Source organism: Enterobacter sp. DVT3837 (genome assembly GCF_056238685.1).
Genome location: NZ_JBWDLA010000002.1, coordinates 1,174,406 through 1,192,573 on the forward strand (window position 1 = coordinate 1,174,406; position 18,168 = coordinate 1,192,573).

At 51.5% G+C, this 18,168-nt stretch carries 14 protein-coding genes, 1 other RNA gene and 1 pseudogene; 7 read left to right on the forward strand and 9 right to left on the reverse strand.

All coding sequences use genetic code 11. From position 1 onward, the window contains the following. The 3 genes from AC0XWG_RS20600 to AC0XWG_RS20610 are packed head-to-tail and all read right to left on the reverse strand — an operon-like array spanning position 1 to position 3,852. The gene (locus AC0XWG_RS20600) at positions 1–2,544 is read right to left on the reverse strand and encodes a fimbria/pilus outer membrane usher protein (RefSeq protein WP_475680995.1); all 2,544 of its coding nucleotides are present in this window, start codon (positions 2,542–2,544) and stop codon (positions 1–3) included. Between the two features lie 42 nt (positions 2,545–2,586). Beyond that, entirely contained in the window at positions 2,587–3,264 is a 678-nt protein-coding gene (locus AC0XWG_RS20605) for a fimbrial biogenesis chaperone (RefSeq protein ID WP_108090134.1), read from the reverse strand. A 57-nt stretch (positions 3,265–3,321) separates the two neighbouring features. Beyond that, the gene (locus AC0XWG_RS20610) at positions 3,322–3,852 is read right to left on the reverse strand and encodes a fimbrial protein (RefSeq protein ID WP_475680996.1); all 531 of its coding nucleotides are present in this window, start codon (positions 3,850–3,852) and stop codon (positions 3,322–3,324) included. A 421-nt stretch (positions 3,853–4,273) separates the two neighbouring features. Between AC0XWG_RS20610 and AC0XWG_RS20615 the strand changes: the two genes are divergently transcribed. Both AC0XWG_RS20615 and AC0XWG_RS20620 read left to right on the forward strand, forming a co-directional pair. Continuing rightward, complete coding sequence (locus AC0XWG_RS20615; RefSeq protein WP_108090136.1) at positions 4,274–4,933, forward strand: winged helix-turn-helix transcriptional regulator; 660 nt, start codon at positions 4,274–4,276, stop codon at positions 4,931–4,933. Positions 4,934–5,010: 77 nt separating this feature from the next. Continuing rightward, a complete protein-coding gene (locus tag AC0XWG_RS20620) occupies positions 5,011–5,640 on the forward strand; it encodes a helix-turn-helix domain-containing protein (RefSeq protein WP_108090137.1) in 630 nt (209 codons plus the stop codon). A 50-nt stretch (positions 5,641–5,690) separates the two neighbouring features. On the opposite strand, the gene AC0XWG_RS20625 is transcribed toward AC0XWG_RS20620, so the two are convergent. The 3 genes from AC0XWG_RS20625 to ydiJ form a co-directional block, all read right to left on the reverse strand. Further along, positions 5,691–5,885, reverse strand: coding sequence for a YdiH family protein (locus tag AC0XWG_RS20625; protein WP_010430192.1), 195 nt, complete (start codon positions 5,883–5,885; stop codon positions 5,691–5,693). Between the two features lie 85 nt (positions 5,886–5,970). Next, positions 5,971–6,381, reverse strand: coding sequence for a 1,4-dihydroxy-2-naphthoyl-CoA hydrolase (menI, locus tag AC0XWG_RS20630; RefSeq protein ID WP_028017253.1), 411 nt, complete (start codon positions 6,379–6,381; stop codon positions 5,971–5,973). Next, on the reverse strand, positions 6,378–9,434 hold the full coding sequence (gene ydiJ, locus AC0XWG_RS20635; RefSeq protein ID WP_128347980.1) for a D-2-hydroxyglutarate dehydrogenase YdiJ: 3,057 nt from the start codon (positions 9,432–9,434) through the stop codon (positions 6,378–6,380). Before ydiJ ends, menI begins: the two co-directional genes overlap by 4 nt. Before the next feature lie 199 nt (positions 9,435–9,633). Between ydiJ and ydiK the strand changes: the two genes are divergently transcribed. Both ydiK and rprA read left to right on the forward strand, forming a co-directional pair. Next, positions 9,634–10,749, forward strand: coding sequence for an AI-2E family transporter YdiK (gene ydiK, locus AC0XWG_RS20640; protein WP_049006386.1), 1,116 nt, complete (start codon positions 9,634–9,636; stop codon positions 10,747–10,749). 195 nt (positions 10,750–10,944) lie between these two features. After that, positions 10,945–11,052: antisense sRNA RprA (rprA, locus tag AC0XWG_RS20645), an RNA gene on the forward strand. Between the two features lie 266 nt (positions 11,053–11,318). On the opposite strand, the gene AC0XWG_RS20650 is transcribed toward rprA, so the two are convergent. Beyond that, a protein-coding gene (locus AC0XWG_RS20650; RefSeq protein ID WP_085949440.1) for an IS3-like element ISKpn8 family transposase occupies positions 11,319–12,688 on the reverse strand; the annotation gives its coding sequence in 2 pieces (ribosomal slippage) (positions 11,319–12,208 and positions 12,208–12,688; 1,371 coding nt in all). A 175-nt stretch (positions 12,689–12,863) separates the two neighbouring features. On the opposite strand from AC0XWG_RS20650, the pseudogene AC0XWG_RS20655 reads away from it, so the two are divergent. The 3 genes and pseudogenes from AC0XWG_RS20655 (at position 12,864) to AC0XWG_RS20665 (ending at position 14,168) form a co-directional block, all read left to right on the forward strand. After that, positions 12,864–13,358 (forward strand): annotated as a pseudogene (locus tag AC0XWG_RS20655) (Hcp family type VI secretion system effector). Then, positions 13,358–13,645 (forward strand): tlde1 domain-containing protein, encoded by a 288-nt coding sequence (locus tag AC0XWG_RS20660; protein WP_241659980.1) that lies wholly within the window; start codon positions 13,358–13,360, stop codon positions 13,643–13,645. The pseudogene AC0XWG_RS20655 and the gene AC0XWG_RS20660 overlap by 1 nt, the downstream one beginning before the upstream one ends. Before the next feature lie 82 nt (positions 13,646–13,727). Beyond that, on the forward strand, positions 13,728–14,168 hold the full coding sequence (locus AC0XWG_RS20665) for a Shiga toxin A subunit (RefSeq protein WP_108090139.1): 441 nt from the start codon (positions 13,728–13,730) through the stop codon (positions 14,166–14,168). 77 nt (positions 14,169–14,245) lie between these two features. Here the strand turns inward: AC0XWG_RS20665 and AC0XWG_RS20670 are convergent, their stop codons facing one another. Together AC0XWG_RS20670 and AC0XWG_RS20675 are read right to left on the reverse strand one after the other, a co-directional pair. Next, positions 14,246–16,642: a glycoside hydrolase family 3 N-terminal domain-containing protein gene (locus AC0XWG_RS20670; protein ID WP_475680997.1), complete on the reverse strand. Its 2,397-nt coding sequence runs from the start codon at positions 16,640–16,642 to the stop codon at positions 14,246–14,248. Between the two features lie 3 nt (positions 16,643–16,645). Beyond that, entirely contained in the window at positions 16,646–18,046 is a 1,401-nt protein-coding gene (locus tag AC0XWG_RS20675; RefSeq protein WP_028017246.1) for an MFS transporter, read from the reverse strand. Between the last annotated feature and the right edge of the window lie 122 nt (positions 18,047–18,168).

The following is an 18,168-nucleotide window of genomic DNA, read 5'->3' on the forward strand; positions in this document are numbered from 1 at the left end:
TTAATGTCCCTGACGGCAAAGAGCGTTAACGAGGGTGACGCCACCGTAGGTGGCCTGTTTCGGCAGGGTGAAATCCGCACGACACTGCTGGGCGGATTGATTTCCCCACGCGACGACCAGCGTCCCCTGCTCGCTCATGCCGGTTAAGTAGACCTGTCCTCGATCGCCGACGATAAAGCTACCGTGACCGTCTCCAGCGAGCGTCACTACCGCCCCAAAAGGAACGAAGCGGCCGTTGTCCATCAAGGTCATCAACACCTTGCGCCCCACTTTGGAAAGGTAATCAGCCCTGACTACCGCGCCTCGCGTCGGCGTGACCGTACGCGTATTGATCTCCAGCTCAACGTCATCAGGCATATTTTCCGGATCGAGCGTGAGGTCGTTTTTGCGGTACACGGAGAGGTTGCTAACCACCGTATAGCCTCTGTAGTCCGTTCGCATGCCGGACTGGTTTCGAATATCCACCCCATGGGCGCCGGGTGCCTTAATCAGGGCATTGGTTTCCCCCAGCGGCTGGGAAAAGGTGATGCCGTCCGCATGGGCCAGAATCCCCCCCTGCAGGCCGTAGTTCAGACGCTCGCTGCTCCTGTCGTAGCCATAGCCCGCCGTCACTTCGCCGTAGGTCCCTTTGTAGTCACCGTTAATGTTGCCGGTATATCCGACGCCGTCCGTGCCGAAGCCCTGCTGCACGTTCCAGTTCAGGGCATTGTTTTCCAGGGCCACGCCGTTCATACCCAGGTTGTGCGTGGTGCCGTTATTTTTGCTGGCGTTCATGCCATAGTTCGTCCACGTCTGCGGGAGGAATTTCTCCAGCGGCACGCTGACGTTAAATGCCAGAAGCTGATCGTGGTCGTACGTTTTGCTGCTTTCGGTGCCATAAGAGGCTGCACTGGCGTTTTTGCTGTATGTCCAGGTCACGCCATAGCTGATGTTATGCCAGTAGTTGTTATACCCGACGCTCCAGGATGCCATCGATTTGCCCGAATTCCAGTAGTCTTCCCGCGCGGCGCTGAGGGTCAGGGAACCCATATCCCCGCCCAACGTCTGGCTCATGGTCAATTCGGCGCGGTTACGCCGCCTGTCCTGCAGCGAGGTACTGTCTCCCCAGGAATCCAGCACTTCCTGCATCCCGTAGTAGCCGCTGGTCGAATAGCGATACCCCGCAATAGAGAAGTTCGTTCCGGTATCGATAAAGTTCTTGCTGTACCGCGCGCGCCAGGACTGCCCGTTGGTTTTTGCCGTTTTATCCGGTGTAGACCAGGCCTGGGTAACGTCGGTAGAGAGCGCACCAAAATCCCCCATGTTTTTACCCACCCCAACGGCGAGCGACCGGTACTTGCCTGACCCCTGAACGCCACCGTATAGCGTCAGGCCATACGGGAGACCATAAATACCGGTCAGTTGCCCGAAAGGCGTCTTTTCCACCCTGCTGTTATAGGCACGATAATGGCCGCCCGTGATGGCATACTTCAGACGCCCTTCGCGCTGCAGCACCGGCAGTGAGGCGTAAGGCAGGGTGAAATGTTGTTCACTTCCATCAGCCTCTTTGATCGTCACGTCAAGGTCCCCGGCACCGCCCGTCGGGTACATGTCGGTTATCTCAAACGCCCCCGGGGCGACATAACTCTGGTAGATCTGATAGCCATTCTGGCGCACCACCACCTGCGCATTCGTGCGCGCAATACCGCGAACCACGGGCGCGTAACCCTTCAGGGAATCCGGCAGCATGTCATCGTCGGATGCCAGTTGGCCGCCGCGAAAAGGCATACTGTCAAACACGTCAGCCGGAGAAGAGCTGTCGCCTAGCGTCAGCTGCGCTTTCAGGGGAATAACGGCCCGCTGCGCATAGGTATAAACGGTGTCCCATTTATCCTGACCCGACGCATCCCGGGACCAGGTGGTGTAGTTGCGCAGACGCCACGGCCCAATGTTGATCCCCGGACGCAGGTTGGCATACAGGCTGTCGGTTCTGGCAGCCTCATCGGTTTTCGCCCAGGTGTTGGCCCCGCTCAGGCTGTAATTGAGCATGGCGGCATTGATACCTTCGTCCCACATCTCCGGCGGCACATAGCCACGCGCCGGTATATCGATAGCAGCCTGCGGAATACTGATAACCAGACGCTGCGCGTTGAACTGGAAATCCGTCGAGGACAGCGGAATGGCTTTAAGATCGGCACAGGCGCTTTTCGCTGAGCCCAACTGAGGAAAAAGCGCAGTCTTAACCCCCCACTGTTTTAATTGTTCAATGCTCAGGCATGGCTGTAATACGTCATTTCCATCGGGCGATTTCGCTGCGGCAAAGGTAATATCCCGGGTCTCAATGAGCTGATCGTCAAGAATAATATCAACATGGTACGTCCCCGGTGCCTGAGAGCCTGTTTCAAACGCGGATAAATCTGCTTTCCCTATTCCCGGGTTATCCAGCTCAACCAGTTCGGTATTAAACGTTTCGCTGGCATAAAGCGTGGGTGAAGAACCCGTCATCACCAGGGCGATGAGTGTCGCCAGACGTCGAGGTCGTACTTTATAATGCTGTATTTTCATTGCTGATGACCTGAGTAATGCAGGTATTACCGTTTTTCAAAATCACAAACTGGCTTGATGTAAAGCGCCGGGACTTCCATAATCGTTGATAACTTTAAACGTCAGCGTATTTCCGTTGGTTCCATGAGATAACGGGAACCGGGCCGACGCGCCGGGTAATACATACGAAACATCATCCAGTTTTTTTCCGCCTACGGATATTTCATTAAAATTGATTACATAGGGAGTCGGATTCGTTACCTGAATTTCATTCCCGTTGCGTTGCCATGCTAATTTTTCAACCTGTTCTTCAGGCGTTGACGCGTGAAGATTTGCCGGGCGATAAATCAACTTGATACGCGTTTTCACCGCAATTTGCAGTGAGTTAGCCTGTTTCGTTGCAGAAGGAATAGCTTTTATATTGAGCCAGAATAAACTTTCTTGTTCCTGAGGGAGTGAACCCGCCATGACAATGCGTTCGATATTTTTCTGGCCGCCATCAAGTCGATAAAGCGGAGGCGTAATGATAAAAGGCGCTTTATCTGCTTTTCCCTCCGGTGTATCAATCCACGACTGAATTAAAAAGGAAGCGCTATCGGCATTATCTACGCTAATTGATGCTTCTTTTTTTGCACCGTCGAAAATAACGCGCGTGCCGCCAATAATGACGCCGGCATTGGCCATTGAAAATGTCAGCGGTAACGCTGTCGCGGCCAGGCCGATTGTTTTGATAAAACGCATTGAATACCTCATAAAACAAAGGGGCCGGGTGGCCCCATACTGATTACTGCAAAAGACTTAGTTATAAACCACAGAGAAGTTAGCAACCGAATTAGCCGGGCCCGCGGTCACTGATGCCGCAGTCGAAATATACTGAGCATAGAAATTGAGCGTATTATCAGTTGTGCTGCTCAGAGCATAGGAATAGCTGTTGCTACCATGCAGCGGTAAATCGGCCTTATCAGCCGACATCAGGTTGATGGCCACGCCCGTTGCTGCACCCACAACGGAGGAATCAATCGCCAGCAGGCTTGCGTTGGTTAAATCTGGCGTTCCGTCAAAACGCACCTTCGCGGAGGTAACGGTCACCGGGCAGTTTTTCAGTACGATATCGAACTGCGTCGCCGCGGTTCTGGAACCCGTTGTCGGGAATTCCGTTTTGTAGTAATCACCGAGGACCACAACCTGATTCTGGGATGCCACATCTACATCGCAGGCATTATCCAAAATATTACCGTTAAAATTAACCGTACCTGCCGCAGCGAAAGCCTGAGTCATTGTCAATGCAGAGCCTGCCGCAAACATGGCAGCAATAATTTTCTTTTTCATAAAGCCATTTCCTGTATTACTTTATTTATTACTGATATTCAGGCAAAACAGACAATCCTCATTCTGCCATTATTTTTAGGTGCCATCAGAAACAAAATAAAACTCTCATCATGGCGAGCGTTTCAGATTGGCATTTCTGTCGGCGAGTCAAAACTTATACAACTCTTTTCCGCGAAACAATCTATTTTCAGGTCTAGCTGTAGACTGGGGCTTAACAAAAAATAAACATTTAAACTGTGCGCTTTATCGTCAGTCTACTTTTAGACCTTCACCTTATAACGATAAAATTCATAGCGTTAAGATGCCTACTCCTCCTGGTCTATTATTAGACTTTTGACTGTTATTCCCTGCTTCGCTGATTTTTAAGATAATTCTCCACGCTGATTGAAAAACGATCACACCTGTTGAAGTGAGGTATATTATGAACACGCGAATTGCAACCGAATTAGACAATGAGAAATCATCGGTGCTGGGATTAAAACCCTTAAAGCACATAGAGCGCTTAATTGATAATGTCCTTCCTGTCGCAGAGAAAATCATTCTTTCGAAAAGTGAAGTCGTACAATATTACCGAAATGACGAACGCCACTGTTTTATGCTATTACACGGCAGCGTGGCGCTGCACCGCCGCGGCGACGGCATTGTGTTAAATTCGGAATCAGCCCCCTTTATACTGGGTGTTAGCAGTCAGTTTTCATCGGAACATCTTTACGTCAGGGCACTGGAGACATCCGAATTAGCGTGCATGTCGCTGGATGCGTTTAACAACGTGGTTGCACAGCACGATCTCTGGGAACATTTTTCTAAATTGCTGATCTATACAGCATCACGGGTGTATGAGCACTGTGCACAAATTTCACAGATGTCCGCATACGATATCATCCGCTTTCAGCTGGTTGAATTAATGCAGGAGCCTGAGGCAATTAGACAAAACATCACCGCAGCGGCCTACATTAAGAGCCGTACCTACCTTTCCCGCAGCGGTATAATGCGGATTCTGGCAGAACTGCGTACGGGGAAATACATCACCATGGAACGTGGCGTGCTGATAGAGGTTAACCATTTACCCCGGAAGTACTGAAAGCACAATAATATCTGGAGATAGCGCGAGAGAAGAGCGAAACTATAAGCATAAGGTCATCTTCCAGGTTTACGGCTATGTCCTCTACAGATAAATCGTCTCGCGGCTCCCCTTACGCCCAGGAACTGATCGCGCATCTGGAGCCCTATTGCACCGTGCGTCGAACGGGCCGCGGCGAACGACTTAACCTTGAGGTTAACGGTCAGGGGATCTGTTATTTAATCCTGGAGGGGACGATTGCACTCTACCGCAGCAGCGATAACATGATGCTTTCCACCGCTCGCAGCCCTGCCCTGTTTGGTCTTGCTAACCTGACAGACATCTATTTCAATGATTACCTCATCACGGTGAGCCCTTGCCTGATTGGTAGTATCCCTACTGAACAGGTGGCTGATATTATTAAAGAAAAAGGGCTATGGGGTCTGCTCTCCAGACAGCTGATGTTTGTCTATAGCCGACTTTATAACAACGTGATGCCCCAGGGTGCCCCCACTGCGTATGAGATGATTCGCCAGCAGCTCGTTAAGCTAATGGAGGAAGACGAAGGCTATCGACGCAGCGTGACGGCGGAGCGATACATTCGGGAGAAAACCCAGCTCTCCCGCAGCGGCGTGATGCGTATTCTGGCGGATTTAAAAACCGGTGGATTTATCGAGATGGAAGAAGGCAGGCTCATTAGAATCAATAAACTCCCCGCCAGATACTAAATTCCGGGTACAAAAAAGGCCGCAATCGCGGCCCTTTCATTTACATACACTCAATGGACGTGAACGCCCAACCGCCAGGCAAAGTAGATCTCTTCTTTCAGTTCATTCGAAGAGAGCGCCAGCAAATCTGCAAATTCCAGCTCAAGCTGTTTCAGCTTTTTCAGGTACTGCGCCGGAGACAGGTTGCTCTTATCGCGACGTAAATATTCAATTGCCAGCTGTGTTGGGGTTATTTCAGTATCCATGATGTCCTCGCTTATGTACAAAACCTGACCACTATATCACAACACAGTGGCTAACTTTTGACCAAAGGCAAAACATCTGAAAACTTTACACAACCGCCGTCGTCAGCCGCGACGAGCAGCACAAACGATCCTGCTCATCGAGAATGTCAATTTGCCACACCTGATGGCGACTTCCGGCGTGCAGCGCGCGGCAAACACCGCGCACACGACCGCTACGCACCGAGCGAATATGGTTAGCATTCACCTCCAGCCCGACGACCTTCTGCTCCCCTTCGGTACAGAGATACCCTGCCACAGAGCCCAGCGTTTCAGCCAGCACGACGGACGCTCCGCCGTGCAATAAACCAAACGGCTGATGAGTACGGTGATCGACAGGCATTGTAGCCTCAATCTCATCGTCACCGATGCGGGTGAACTGGATATCCAGCAGTCCCACCATATTCCCCTCGCCCATGGCGTTGAGCGCCTGCAGCGTTACAGCTCGTTTCCAGATCATCCAATTATCTCCAGTAAAGCCTGCAATGGGTGGCGTACCCCGTTACCTTCTACCCGTTTCACCTGACTACGACAGGAGTAGCCTGTCGCCAGACAGCGGTTTCGCGGCAAACGCTGCATCGCCTGATGCCAGGACAACTCGTAGATACCGAGCGAGTTCGCGTGATTTTTCACTTCGTGTCCGTAGGTTCCGGCCATGCCGCAGCAGCCCACATTGACGCTCTCCAGCTTCGCGCCGAAGCGGGCAAAGACTGAGGCCCACTGGGCAGGGGCACCCGGCAGCGCGGTGACTTCCGTGCAGTGACCGAACAGATACCACGGTTCACCGCTGACATCCTGACCAGCCTTATCCTCCAGGGCCATCGGCAGCCACTCGTGCACCAGCATGACGTGGAAATCACCACGTTTATCGCCCAACGTCTGCTTGTATTCATCGCGATAGCAAAGCACCAGCGCCGGATCGACGCCAACCATCGGTATACCCAGTTGCGCCACACGGTTTAAGAAATCAGAAGTTTTCTGCGCGGTTTTCGCAAAACGCGTCAGGAAGCCTTTAATGTGCTGCGCCTTACCATTCGGAGAGAACGGCAGAACCACTGGCTGATAACCCAGCTTCTCTGACAAGCGGATGAAATCCGCGACCACTTGCGCATCGTAGTAACTGGTGAACGGATCCTGCACCACCAGCACCACATTTGCTTTTTGCTCGGGGGTTAACGCCTCAAGCTGTTCAAGGGTCATGTTCGCTGAGCGGTGTCCGACAAGCTGTCGTTGCAGCGACGGTACCGACAGCAGCGGCAGATCGACCATTCCGATATGTTTTTCGGAGAGCTTGCGCACCAGTGGTTGATTAATAAAGAAGTTAAAGGTCTTTGGCGCACGCGCCATCAGCGGCGCATAACTTTCAACTGTCGCCACCAGATGGTCACGTACCGGACGCAGGTATCGGGTGTGATAAAGCTGCAGAAAACGCGAACGGAACTCCGGCACATCTATCTTAATCGGGCATTGGGTTGAGCAGGCTTTGCAGGCCAGACAGCCAGACATCGCCTCTTTCACCTCATGGGAGAAATCATACTCGCCTTTATTTGCATGCCAGCTATTCCGTGTGCGCTCAATCAGCGAACGCAGGCTGGCGCGTTTTTCCGGTAGCTCCTGCTCAAGCTTGAGCGGATCCACTCCTCGGTCGGCCAGCAGACGCAGCCATTCGCGCACCAGCGTTGCACGCCCTTTCGGAGAATGGATACGGTTACTGGTGATTTTCATCGACGGACACATCGGGCTTTTCACATCAAAGTTAAAGCACAGGCCGTTGCCGTTGCACTCCATCGCGCCGCGCCATGAGGAGCGTACCGCGATAGGGATCTGTCGGTCATAGGTGCCGCGTTTAACGGCATCCACCCGCAGCATCGGCGCATCCACACCTTCAGGCGGACAGATTTTCCCCGGGTTGAGACGGTTATCCGGGTCAAACGCCGCTTTAACTTTGCGCAACTCCGCATAGAGCTGCTCGCCGAAAAATGCCGGACTGTATTCAGCGCGGAAGCCTTTACCGTGCTCGCCCCACAGCAGGCCGCCATATTTCGCGGTTAACGCAACGACGTCATCGGAGATCTGTTTCATCAGGATCTCCTGCTGCGGGTCGCACATATCCAGCGCCGGACGCACGTGCAACACCCCGGCGTCGACATGGCCAAACATGCCATAGCTCAGGCCGTGGCTGTCCAGCAGGGCACGAAACTCAACGATATAATCAGCCAGATGCTCAGGCGGAACGCAGGTATCTTCGGCAAACGGAATGGGCTTGGCCGCCCCTTTCGCGTTGCCGAGTAGCCCCACGGCTTTTTTCCGCATCGCGTAGATACGTTCAATGCCGGCCAGATCGTTACAGAGCTGCCAGCCAATCACCCCACCTTCACCCTGCGCAATAAGTTCATCCAGCCGCTGACAGAGCGTCGTCACCTGGTTTTCAATAAGCTCCGCGTCATCGCCGGCAAATTCAACGATATTAAGGCCAAGCATTTCTTTATCTGGCACATCGGTAATCAGCTCACTGACGGAGTGCCAGACGATGTCTTCCCGGGCCAGGTTCAATACTTTGGAGTCGACGGTTTCAACCGACAGCGCTTGTGCTTCAACCATAAAAGGTGCATTACGCAGCGCAGAGTCGAAAGAGTCATATTTGACGTTCACCAGGCGACGTACCTTCGGCAACCGGGTGATATCAAGCCGCGCCTCGGTAATAAACGCCAGCGTTCCCTCGGAGCCGGTCAGTATGCGGGTTAAATCGAACTGGGTCAGATCATCGTTAAACACATGACGCAGATCGTACCCGGTCAGAAAACGGTTCAGTTTGGGGAATTTGTCGAGGATCAACTGACGGTTTTCGCGGCAGCGCTCCAGCACGGTACGATAGATCCGTCCGCTGGCGGTGTTATCTTTACCCAGGGTTTCCGCCAGTGCAACCGGCATCGGCTGCGTATCAAGAATATCACCGCCCAGCAGAACGGCACGCACGCCCAGCACGTGATCGGAGGTTTTACCGTACACCAGCGAGCCCTGACCGGAGGCATCCGTGTTGATCATCCCGCCGAGGGTCGCGCGGTTGCTGGTGGAGAGCTCAGGGGCAAAAAAGTAGCCGTAAGGCTTGAGATACTGATTCAACTGATCTTTGATAACGCCCGCCTCGACCCGCACCCACCCCTCTTCAGGGTTGATCTCAATAATGCGGTTCATATAGCGAGACATATCAACAATGATGCCCTGGTTCAGCGCCTGGCCATTGGTTCCGGTGCCACCGCCACGTGGGGTAAAGACCAGAGAAGCAAACCGCTCCTGCGTTGCCAGCCGGGCGATAAGCGCGACATCGGCCGTTGAACGAGGGAAAACAACGGCATCGGGAAGAAGCTGGTAGATACTGTTATCAGTCGCCATCGTCAGCCTGTCGGCATAATTCGTGGCGGTATCACCTGTAAAACCCTGTTGCTCCAGTGCCTGCAAAAAATTAAGCACCAGCTGAACGACGCCAGGTGCCTGAGAAATCTGTGGGATCATGACTGTCGACCCTAATTAGAGTAATTTGAAATCGTTTGCGTTGTGTCTGGAAAGTTTTATCACATTTTTTTCTTATGTGCTTCGTAGAATTACGGGCAAAATCCGCCTGTCAAAAATCGCCGAGATCACTAATGATTAGAGAGACGCGGTTTTCCGTTCCCGCCAGCCACGCTGGTGTTCATTAAAGGAAGTTTCAAATATGGTCAATCTTCGCCAGCCCAGGGATGTTGCGCAAATCTTGCTGTCGGTGCTGTTCCTGGCTCTCATGATTATTGCGTGTCTGTGGATTGTTCAACCCTTTATTCTCGGCTTCGCCTGGGCTGCGACCGTTGTCGTTGCCACGTGGCCTTTACTGTTGCGTTTGCAGAAGCTGCTATTTGGCCGCCGCGGGCTAGCGGTGCTGGTTATGACACTCTTGTTGTTCCTGCTGTTTATTATTCCCATTGCTTTACTGGTGAATAGTCTGGTGGATTCCAGTGGTCCGATAATTCGAGCCATTACCAGTGGCGAGCTGACGTTACCTGATCTCGCCTGGCTAAACAGTATTCCAGTGGTGGGTGCCAAACTCTATAGCGGCTGGCATAGCCTGCTGGAGATGGGCGGCAGCGCGTTGATGGCGAAAGTGCGTCCTTATATTGGTACCACCACCACCTGGTTTGTGGGACAGGCGGCGCATATTGGTCGCTTTATGATGCACTGTACCCTGATGCTGGTCTTCAGTGCCCTGCTCTACTGGCGTGGTGAGCAAGTTGCTTTGGGTGTTCGTCATTTTGCTACCCGTCTGGCGGGCAAACGGGGTGACGCAGCGGTACTGCTGGCTGCACAGGCTGTGCGCGCGGTTGCGCTTGGCGTTGTGGTAACGGCGCTGGTGCAGGCGATACTGGGCGGTATCGGTCTGGCAATTTCCGGCGTACCGTACGCCACCGTCTTTACCGTTGTGATGTTAATGACCTGTCTCGCGCAACTGGGACCGTTGCTGGTGCTGATACCCAGCATCATCTGGCTTTACTGGACAGGTGATACCACGTGGGGAACGGTTCTGCTGGTGTGGAGCTGCGTGGTTGGTACGATGGACAACGTCATTCGTCCAATACTCATCCGCATGGGTGCTGACCTGCCGCTGATCCTGATCCTCTCAGGCGTTATTGGTGGATTGATTGCCTTTGGCATGATTGGCCTGTTTATTGGCCCGGTGCTTCTCGCCGTGACATGGCGTCTGTTCTCCGCCTGGGTGCATGAAGTGCCGCCACCGGGTACTGACCCGGACCTCATCCTGAATGAGCTGGAAGAGCTGGAAGATAAGAACAGTCAGTAACCGCAGTGCCGGGTAAGATATGCTTACCCGGCCCCTTAATACTTAAGTAATACTTAACTATTTATTCATTGAGCACTGGTCAGACCCACCTTCCCTGCACTAAATCTGCTGCTAACCTCAAGAAATCTTTACGTCTCTTTAACTATTGAGACGAATCTGATCGACGCTAAATAACACAATGCCTAGTATTAGCACACGGTTATAAATCAACACCTTGGTTTATAAGCATGGAAATCCCCTGAGTGAAACAACGAATTGCTGTGTGTAGTCTTTGCCCATCTCCCACGATGGGCTTTTTTTTCGCTTAAAAACAGTGAGTTACAAAGTACGGTGAAATTTAAGTGTACTACTGGTGTGCTAAACGTGTAATTAGCAGTAAATGCTACCCCCTGTACGCCTCTTAAAATTCCCCTAAAAATCAGAAGGTTGTTTTTGTGTATTACCCTTTTAAAAATTGTTCCATCCCGTGTAATCCGCTACACTATCGCCCCCGTTTTACTTCCCGTTTAGCGGGGCTATTTGCCGCAATTCCGGTAAAGCCTTTGTACTGACCCCAAAAAGTTGGACAGTTAAACACGAGGCACATAGGTCTGGGTTCGATATTCAATTGGACTCAGACCTTTTAATTTCAGGCTAATTCTTCTGCTGTTGTAGTAGTCAATATATTCCGTAACAGCATCCTTCAGTTCGCTTATATTACTGAACTCGTCAAGATAAAAACACTCCGACTTTAAGGTTCCAAAGAAACATTCCACGACTGCATTATCCAGACAATTGCCTTTTCTGGACATGCTCTGTGTAATGCCTTGTTCTTTAAGGATGTTTTGATACCTTCTCATACGATACTGCCATCCCTGGTCAGAGTGCAGAATAGGATGCTCGTGAGGCTTAAGCTTTTTGAATGCCTGATCGAGCATATTCTCGACCATGTTCATCACAGGTCTTTCCGACAGGCTGTAAGAAATAACTTCGTTGTTGAAGAGATCTATTACTGGAGACAAATACAGCTTTCGCCCATTGACTGCAAATTCAGTAACGTCGGTAACCCACTTCTCGTTTGGCCGTGTAGCCTTGAAATCCCTTTGGAGAACATTGGGGGCGGTTTGCCCTACCTCTCCTCTGTAGGAGCTGTATCGCTTGACCTTAATCGCTGCCTTAAGCGAGAGGGTTCCCATCAGGCGCTGAACGGCTTTATGGTTAATCCGTTCCCCGTCTCGATGGAGAGACAACGTTACCCTACGGTATCCGTAACGACCTTTATTCTCGTGATAAATCTCACCAATACGCTTTTTAACATCCGCATACTTATCAGGCTTGCTGAGAGCCTTTAGATGGTAATAAAACGTACTGCGCGGTATCTCCGCTGCCTTGAGAAGCTCATCAAGAGGGTAAAACTGCCTTAGCTCGTTGAGTACTTTCACTTTTTCGCGGGATGAGCTAAGGCTTTCAGCTTTTTTAGATACGTAAGCCGCATTTCAAGGAATCGAACTTGTCTTTCAAGATCCTCAATACGTCGGTCTTTCGACAGCTCCAATGCTAACGCCGCTTTTTCTGGATCAACTGACATTGTAATGTTTCTTTTGGTGCCGATCTTGAGTGCGCGTAAACCAGCTTCTCCGTGCTCCTCATAGACTTTCAGCCACTTGGCTACAGAACCACTACCAGCAAGCATAAAGTGAGCAGCAGCCTGATTGAGGGACATCTGCTGCTCGGTCACGGCTTTCACGACCTTAATGCGCAACTCTGGATCAGCACTAACGCCTTTAGGTTTGGGAATTAAACCTTTTTCTCCATGTTTTTCATAGAGGGCAACCCACGTCCTGACCTGTGTTCGAGGCACACCAAAACGTGCAGAGATGATCCTGTAACCATCATCAGTTGTGAAGTAGTGATTCACGACTTCAAGGCGCTTTTCGAAGGGGTATTTTGGCTTTGACATATCAGGGACTATTCCATTTCATCGTCCAACAAAATGGGTGCAGTACACTTTGCCGCTCATTGGTAGGGGCTTTTCTTTCCTCTCAGTGATATTTCTCCTTTATTCATTCATTATCTAAATAATTGATCCTGCTAATCATGGTGCTAACATAACCCTTTTCAATGGAGGGTTAAAAATGGCTATACCTGTTTATTTATGGCTGATTGATGATGCAGGAAATCAAGTAAAAGGGTCTGTAGATGTTCACGGTAGGGAAGGTTCTATAGAGATTGTAGAGTTAATGCATAACGTAGAACTACCTACTGATAACTTAACAGGGAAAATCACTTCTAAGAGACTGCACGGAGACTATTTTTTAATTAAAGAAGTAGACAGTTCATCTCCTTACATCTATCAAGGTGTTTCATCTGGTAAGCGGTTTAAGCAAGCTATATTAAAATTCTATCGCATTAATCATAACGGATAAGAGGAAGAGTATTTTAGGGTGACGTTAGATAATGTCAGAATCAATGAAGTAGAGCCTTTCATGTTTGATATTAAAAATCCTACATATGAAAAGCATAACCATCTTGAAGCATTCTATTTAGCTTATGAAAAAATCACATGGCACTATTTAGATGGTAATATTATTCATTCTGACTCTTGGAATGGTAACAAGGAGGTAGCGTAATGACTTGGGTATATAAAGTAAGTGCTCATAGTTTTTATCTTAACGGTACATACCAGTTTGATGCAATGTATGCAGGTAAACCGGGTTTTAAGAATGATTCAGCTAATGAGTGTGTAAAGGATAAAGGCCCACTTCCTAGAGGCACTTATACTATTGGACCGGCCTTCTATCACAAGAGGACAAAAGCCTACACTATGAGGCTGACACCTTATCCAGAAAATCAAATGTGCGGGCGTGATGGTTTTCTGATTCACGGCAACAGTGGAGCACATCCTTCAAGTGCCTAAAATGGTTGCATTATATTAGGTTTAAAGGGGCGTATCACGATCAATAAAAGCACAGATAAGATACTGGTAGTTGAGGATTAATATGAAGAGATTATTATTTCTACTATTTAATATTCCTGTTATATCTTATGCACAATCGGGGTGTGAATTACCTAATGCAGCGATGGAATCATCCTTATTTGATGCACTTTCTAAAGATTTAAAAATTGACACTTCAACTGTAGACGAGATGAAAGCAAAAGTAAAAATCCTCGATGTTACACCTATATCTAGATTCTATGCAGAGGAGTTAGCAAAGATAGATTATGAAGAGGATAAGGCCAGAAATAACAATAAACCGCTATTAGATGAAAAGTCATATTTTGACAGCTTCTATGATAACGATGTTAAATCTATAACTGCAAAATATACATATACAAACAAAGCAGGGAAGAAGTCTGTTTTCATTGCCACAAGCCTTATGAATAAAGATGAATGCTCTATAAGGTTCAACGGGTACATTACTCTTTCAAGAGAGTTTTAAACATAAAAGCCCCATCAGGGGCTTGTTCTAACATTCTTTCCTTCAGGAACAAAGGTAACCGATCTGATCCCGATTGATTAACACACCGCAATGCCTTCATTTGCGCGCTTAACCTGACAGCTACTGAGCATCCGCCACTCCGCAGACAGCACCCGCGTTTCACCTGTCACATTAACCGTCACCACCTCGCGGATATCCGTCGACGATGCGCCAATCTGCAACTCAAACTCACCCGGCTCAACAATGCGTTTTCCGTCCCGACGGGTGAAGTTGAACATCTCAACTGGCAGCATAAAGGTGAGCGTGGCGGTTTCGCCCGGCGAGAGCGTGACGCGCTGGAATGCCTTTAGCTCCTGAAGTGGCCGTACCTGCGTGGCAACCTTATCCCTGACGTAAACCTGCACCACCTCGCTGCCACTGCGTTCTCCGGTATTGGTAATATCCACACTCAGCGTCACCTCACCGTCAACCGGCACGCTGGATGCCACCACTTTCGCCGTTCCCCAGTTAAACTGCGTCCAGCCAAGGCCGAAACCAAACGGATAACGAGATCCGAAATGGAACGCAAACGGCGTACCGCCACTTTTGAGCTTGTGATTGTAGTAATACGGCATTGCCCCGGCACTTTTCGGCACGCTCACTACCAGACGCCCTTGCGGTTCCGCACGCCCTGTCAGTACGTCCGCAATCGCCCAGCCCCCTTCCTGCCCTGGAGCCCAGGCCATAATGAGTGCCGCTACTTTGTCTTCCAGTCCCTGCAGGTTGTATGGCCGCCCTCCGGTCATCACGACAATCACCGGTTTGCCGTTGGCTACCAGCGCCTCCAGAAGTTGCTGCTGCACACCCGGCAGATTCAGAGAATCGGTATCAGACCCTTCCCCTACCGTGCCGCTCTGGAACAATCCGGCGAGGTCGCCAACGCAAGCCACTACAACATCACTCTCTTGCGCAGCGTTAACAGCCTCGGGGATCAAATCAGTACATTGAGAAACCGGCGACTGCTGCATCGGTTTGCCGCCGCTGTCGCCCGGGAAGACCGGCGCGCCCGCCATCCGTTTTTCGATAATGTGACACCCTTTGGCGTAGCGGACCTGTGAGGCACCAAGATAATGCTCCAGCGCCGCACGCGGGGTCGTGACCTGCGAGGTCTCTTCTACCATATCGCTGATGATCAAATGCACCGGGAAACTGTAGCCGCTGAGCAGCGCGAGCGGGTCGTCCGCCGTCGGCCCCACCACCGCCACGCGGGGTTTACCCCCGAGCGGTAAAATGCCGTTGTTTTCCAGCAGCGTGAGCGATTTCGTCGCCACTTCCCGAGCGGCCTGGCGGGCCATATCGTTTTGCAGATCGATACCATTTTCATCCGCGTACGGGTTTTCAAACAGGCCAAGGCGGAATTTTTCCGTCAGCGTACGCGCCACAATCTCATCGACCTTCGCCATAGAGATCAGCCCGCGCTCTACCGCTTCCGCCAGATGCCGCGCGCAGTCATCTTTCGGCAGTTCGACATCCAGCCCGGCGTTGAACGCCAGCGCAGCGGATTCGGCCGCGTCGTGGGAAATCCCGTGGTGCTGGTGCAGCAGGCTGACGCCGCCGTAGTCCGCGACAATAATCCCGTCGAACCCCCACTGCTCGCGCAGGACGGTGGTCAGCAGGAAGCTGTCGCTGTGCCCCGGCTGGTTATCAATATCGTGGTACGCGGGCATAACCGAACCGGCGTTTGCCAGCTTGACCGCCATTTCAAACGGCAGCAGGAAGGTGTCGTTCAGCTCGCTGAATCCGAGGTGGACCGGCGCATGGTTGCGTGCGCCTTCGCTGAACGAGTGACCCACGTAATGTTTCAGGGTCGCCAGCAGATCGCGTTTATCGCCCTGTAAGCCCTTCACGTAGGCGGTGGCCATCACCCCCACCAGCCACGGATCTTCACCAAAGGTCTCTTCGGTACGCCCCCAGCGGACATCGCGAGAGACATCCAGCACCGGCGCCAGCCCCTGCTGACAGCCAACGGACCGCGCCTCTTTACCGATCTGCTCTGCCGCGCGCTGTACCAGTTCAGGATCCCAGGTAGAGCCGTAGTTCAGCGACGACGGGAACAGCGTAGCGTCTTTGCACAGCAGCCCCACCAGGCACTCTTCATGGAACAGCGCCGGTATGCCGAGACGCGTCTCCTCCATCATCATGCGCTGCAGGCGGTTAGCGGCACGCACCCCAGTTTTCGCGTCGACGATATGGGTACCCAGTGGACGGGTGATCTGCCCGACGCCAAGCTTTAGCCGTTCACTGAGCGAAGCCTGCTCGCTCACCCCGGAGAATTCGTCACTCAGATCGCTGCGCTCACGATGGTTACCGTTTTCATCGAGGATCAGCCAGTACGCATGCATCTGGGCAAACTTCTCTTCCGGGGTCATACGTGCCAGTAAGTCGGCGACGCGCTCGTGCACGGGACGTCCAGCGTCCTTATAGATAGCTGTCATGTTTTACTCCTGTAGTGCGGAAGGGGTTGCCGGGCTGAGTTGCCCCGTGTCAGGTCTCACCTCACGTTTGCTGGCCAGCTCCCGGGCAATGGAATCCACCAGCCGGCTGTTAAGTTTGTAGATAGCAAGCAGCGCGACCATGCAGAGGAACAACGCGCAAGGGATAAGGGTGAACAGTGCATTAATGGTAGAGAGGACATGCGGTGCCTGAGTTGCCTGTCCCGGGGCGTAATCCACCATACCAAGGACCCAGCCGACGACCGCCCCACCCAGCGCCAGGCCAAATTTGATGGCAAACAGCGCGGTGGAAAAAACCAGCCCGTCCAGGCGACGACCGCTGCGGTGCTCTTCGTAGTCGACCACATCGGAGAACATGGTCCACTGGAGCGGTGTGGTGAGGTTTTGCACAAAGCTAAAGACAATATTGAGGCCAAAGATCAGCCAGACCTGCGAAGGGGGAAGGAAGAAAATCAGCGCGCCGAAGATGACGAAGGAAATAATGGTCCACTGGTAGGCCCGGACGCGGTCAAATTTGCCCAGCAACCGTTCGGATAATAATGCGCCGCTTAAGGAGGCCACCATTCCGGAAACAATAAAGGCAAAAACCAGCTCCGGACGCAACAGCACATAGTTGACGTAATACATGGTGGCGGAACCGCGCGTCACCACCGCCGTTAACAGCAAAATATTAAACACGAACACAATACGCCACTGGCTGTTTCCGGCCAGCAGTTTTAAATCGGTGAGCATGGAGCCGGAGGTATCATTGCGCGGAGAATAACGCTCGCGAGTCATCAGGAAGCAGCAGAAGAACAGTACAATCCCGAGTAGTCCCATCAGGCTCATGGCATAGAAATAGCCTTTCTGCACGTTGCCCTGTCCTAACAATGAGACCAGCGGCAGGGCAATAACCGTAACAATCAACCCACCGATAAACGACAGGCCAAAGCGCCATGACTGCAGAGAGTGACGCTCGCGCGGATCCAGCGTCAGCGCGCCGGGCATGGCGCAGTAAGGTACGTTAATCGCGGAATAAATCAGGCTTAAGATCGCGTAGGTCACGCAGGCATACGCAATTTTCGCCGTAGGTCCCACGTCCGGAACATAGAAGGTGATGAGGCAGCTCACGCCAAACGGAATGGCGAACCACAGCAACCAGGGACGGAAACGGCCATGACGCGTTTGCGTACGGTCGACCAGTGCACCAATGCACGGGTCGACAAACGCATCGACCACGCGTACCACTAAAAACATGGTGCCCATAATCGCGGCGGGCAACCCAAAAACGTCCGTATAGAAATAAGCAAGAAATAACGTAGCCGTTTGCCAGACCAGCGCGCTGGCCATATCACCTAAGCCGTAACCTATTTTATCTTTGGTACGCAATACAGAGGAAAGTGTCATTGTTATTTGCCTTTTTATCAGGTTAAAACGTATTTCAACCAGTTGCGCATCATCGGTAGGGAAATGCGCAGTAAGGCTCAAGTATTAGCAACGGTTTGCGCGCTAACAATTGTCTAAATTAA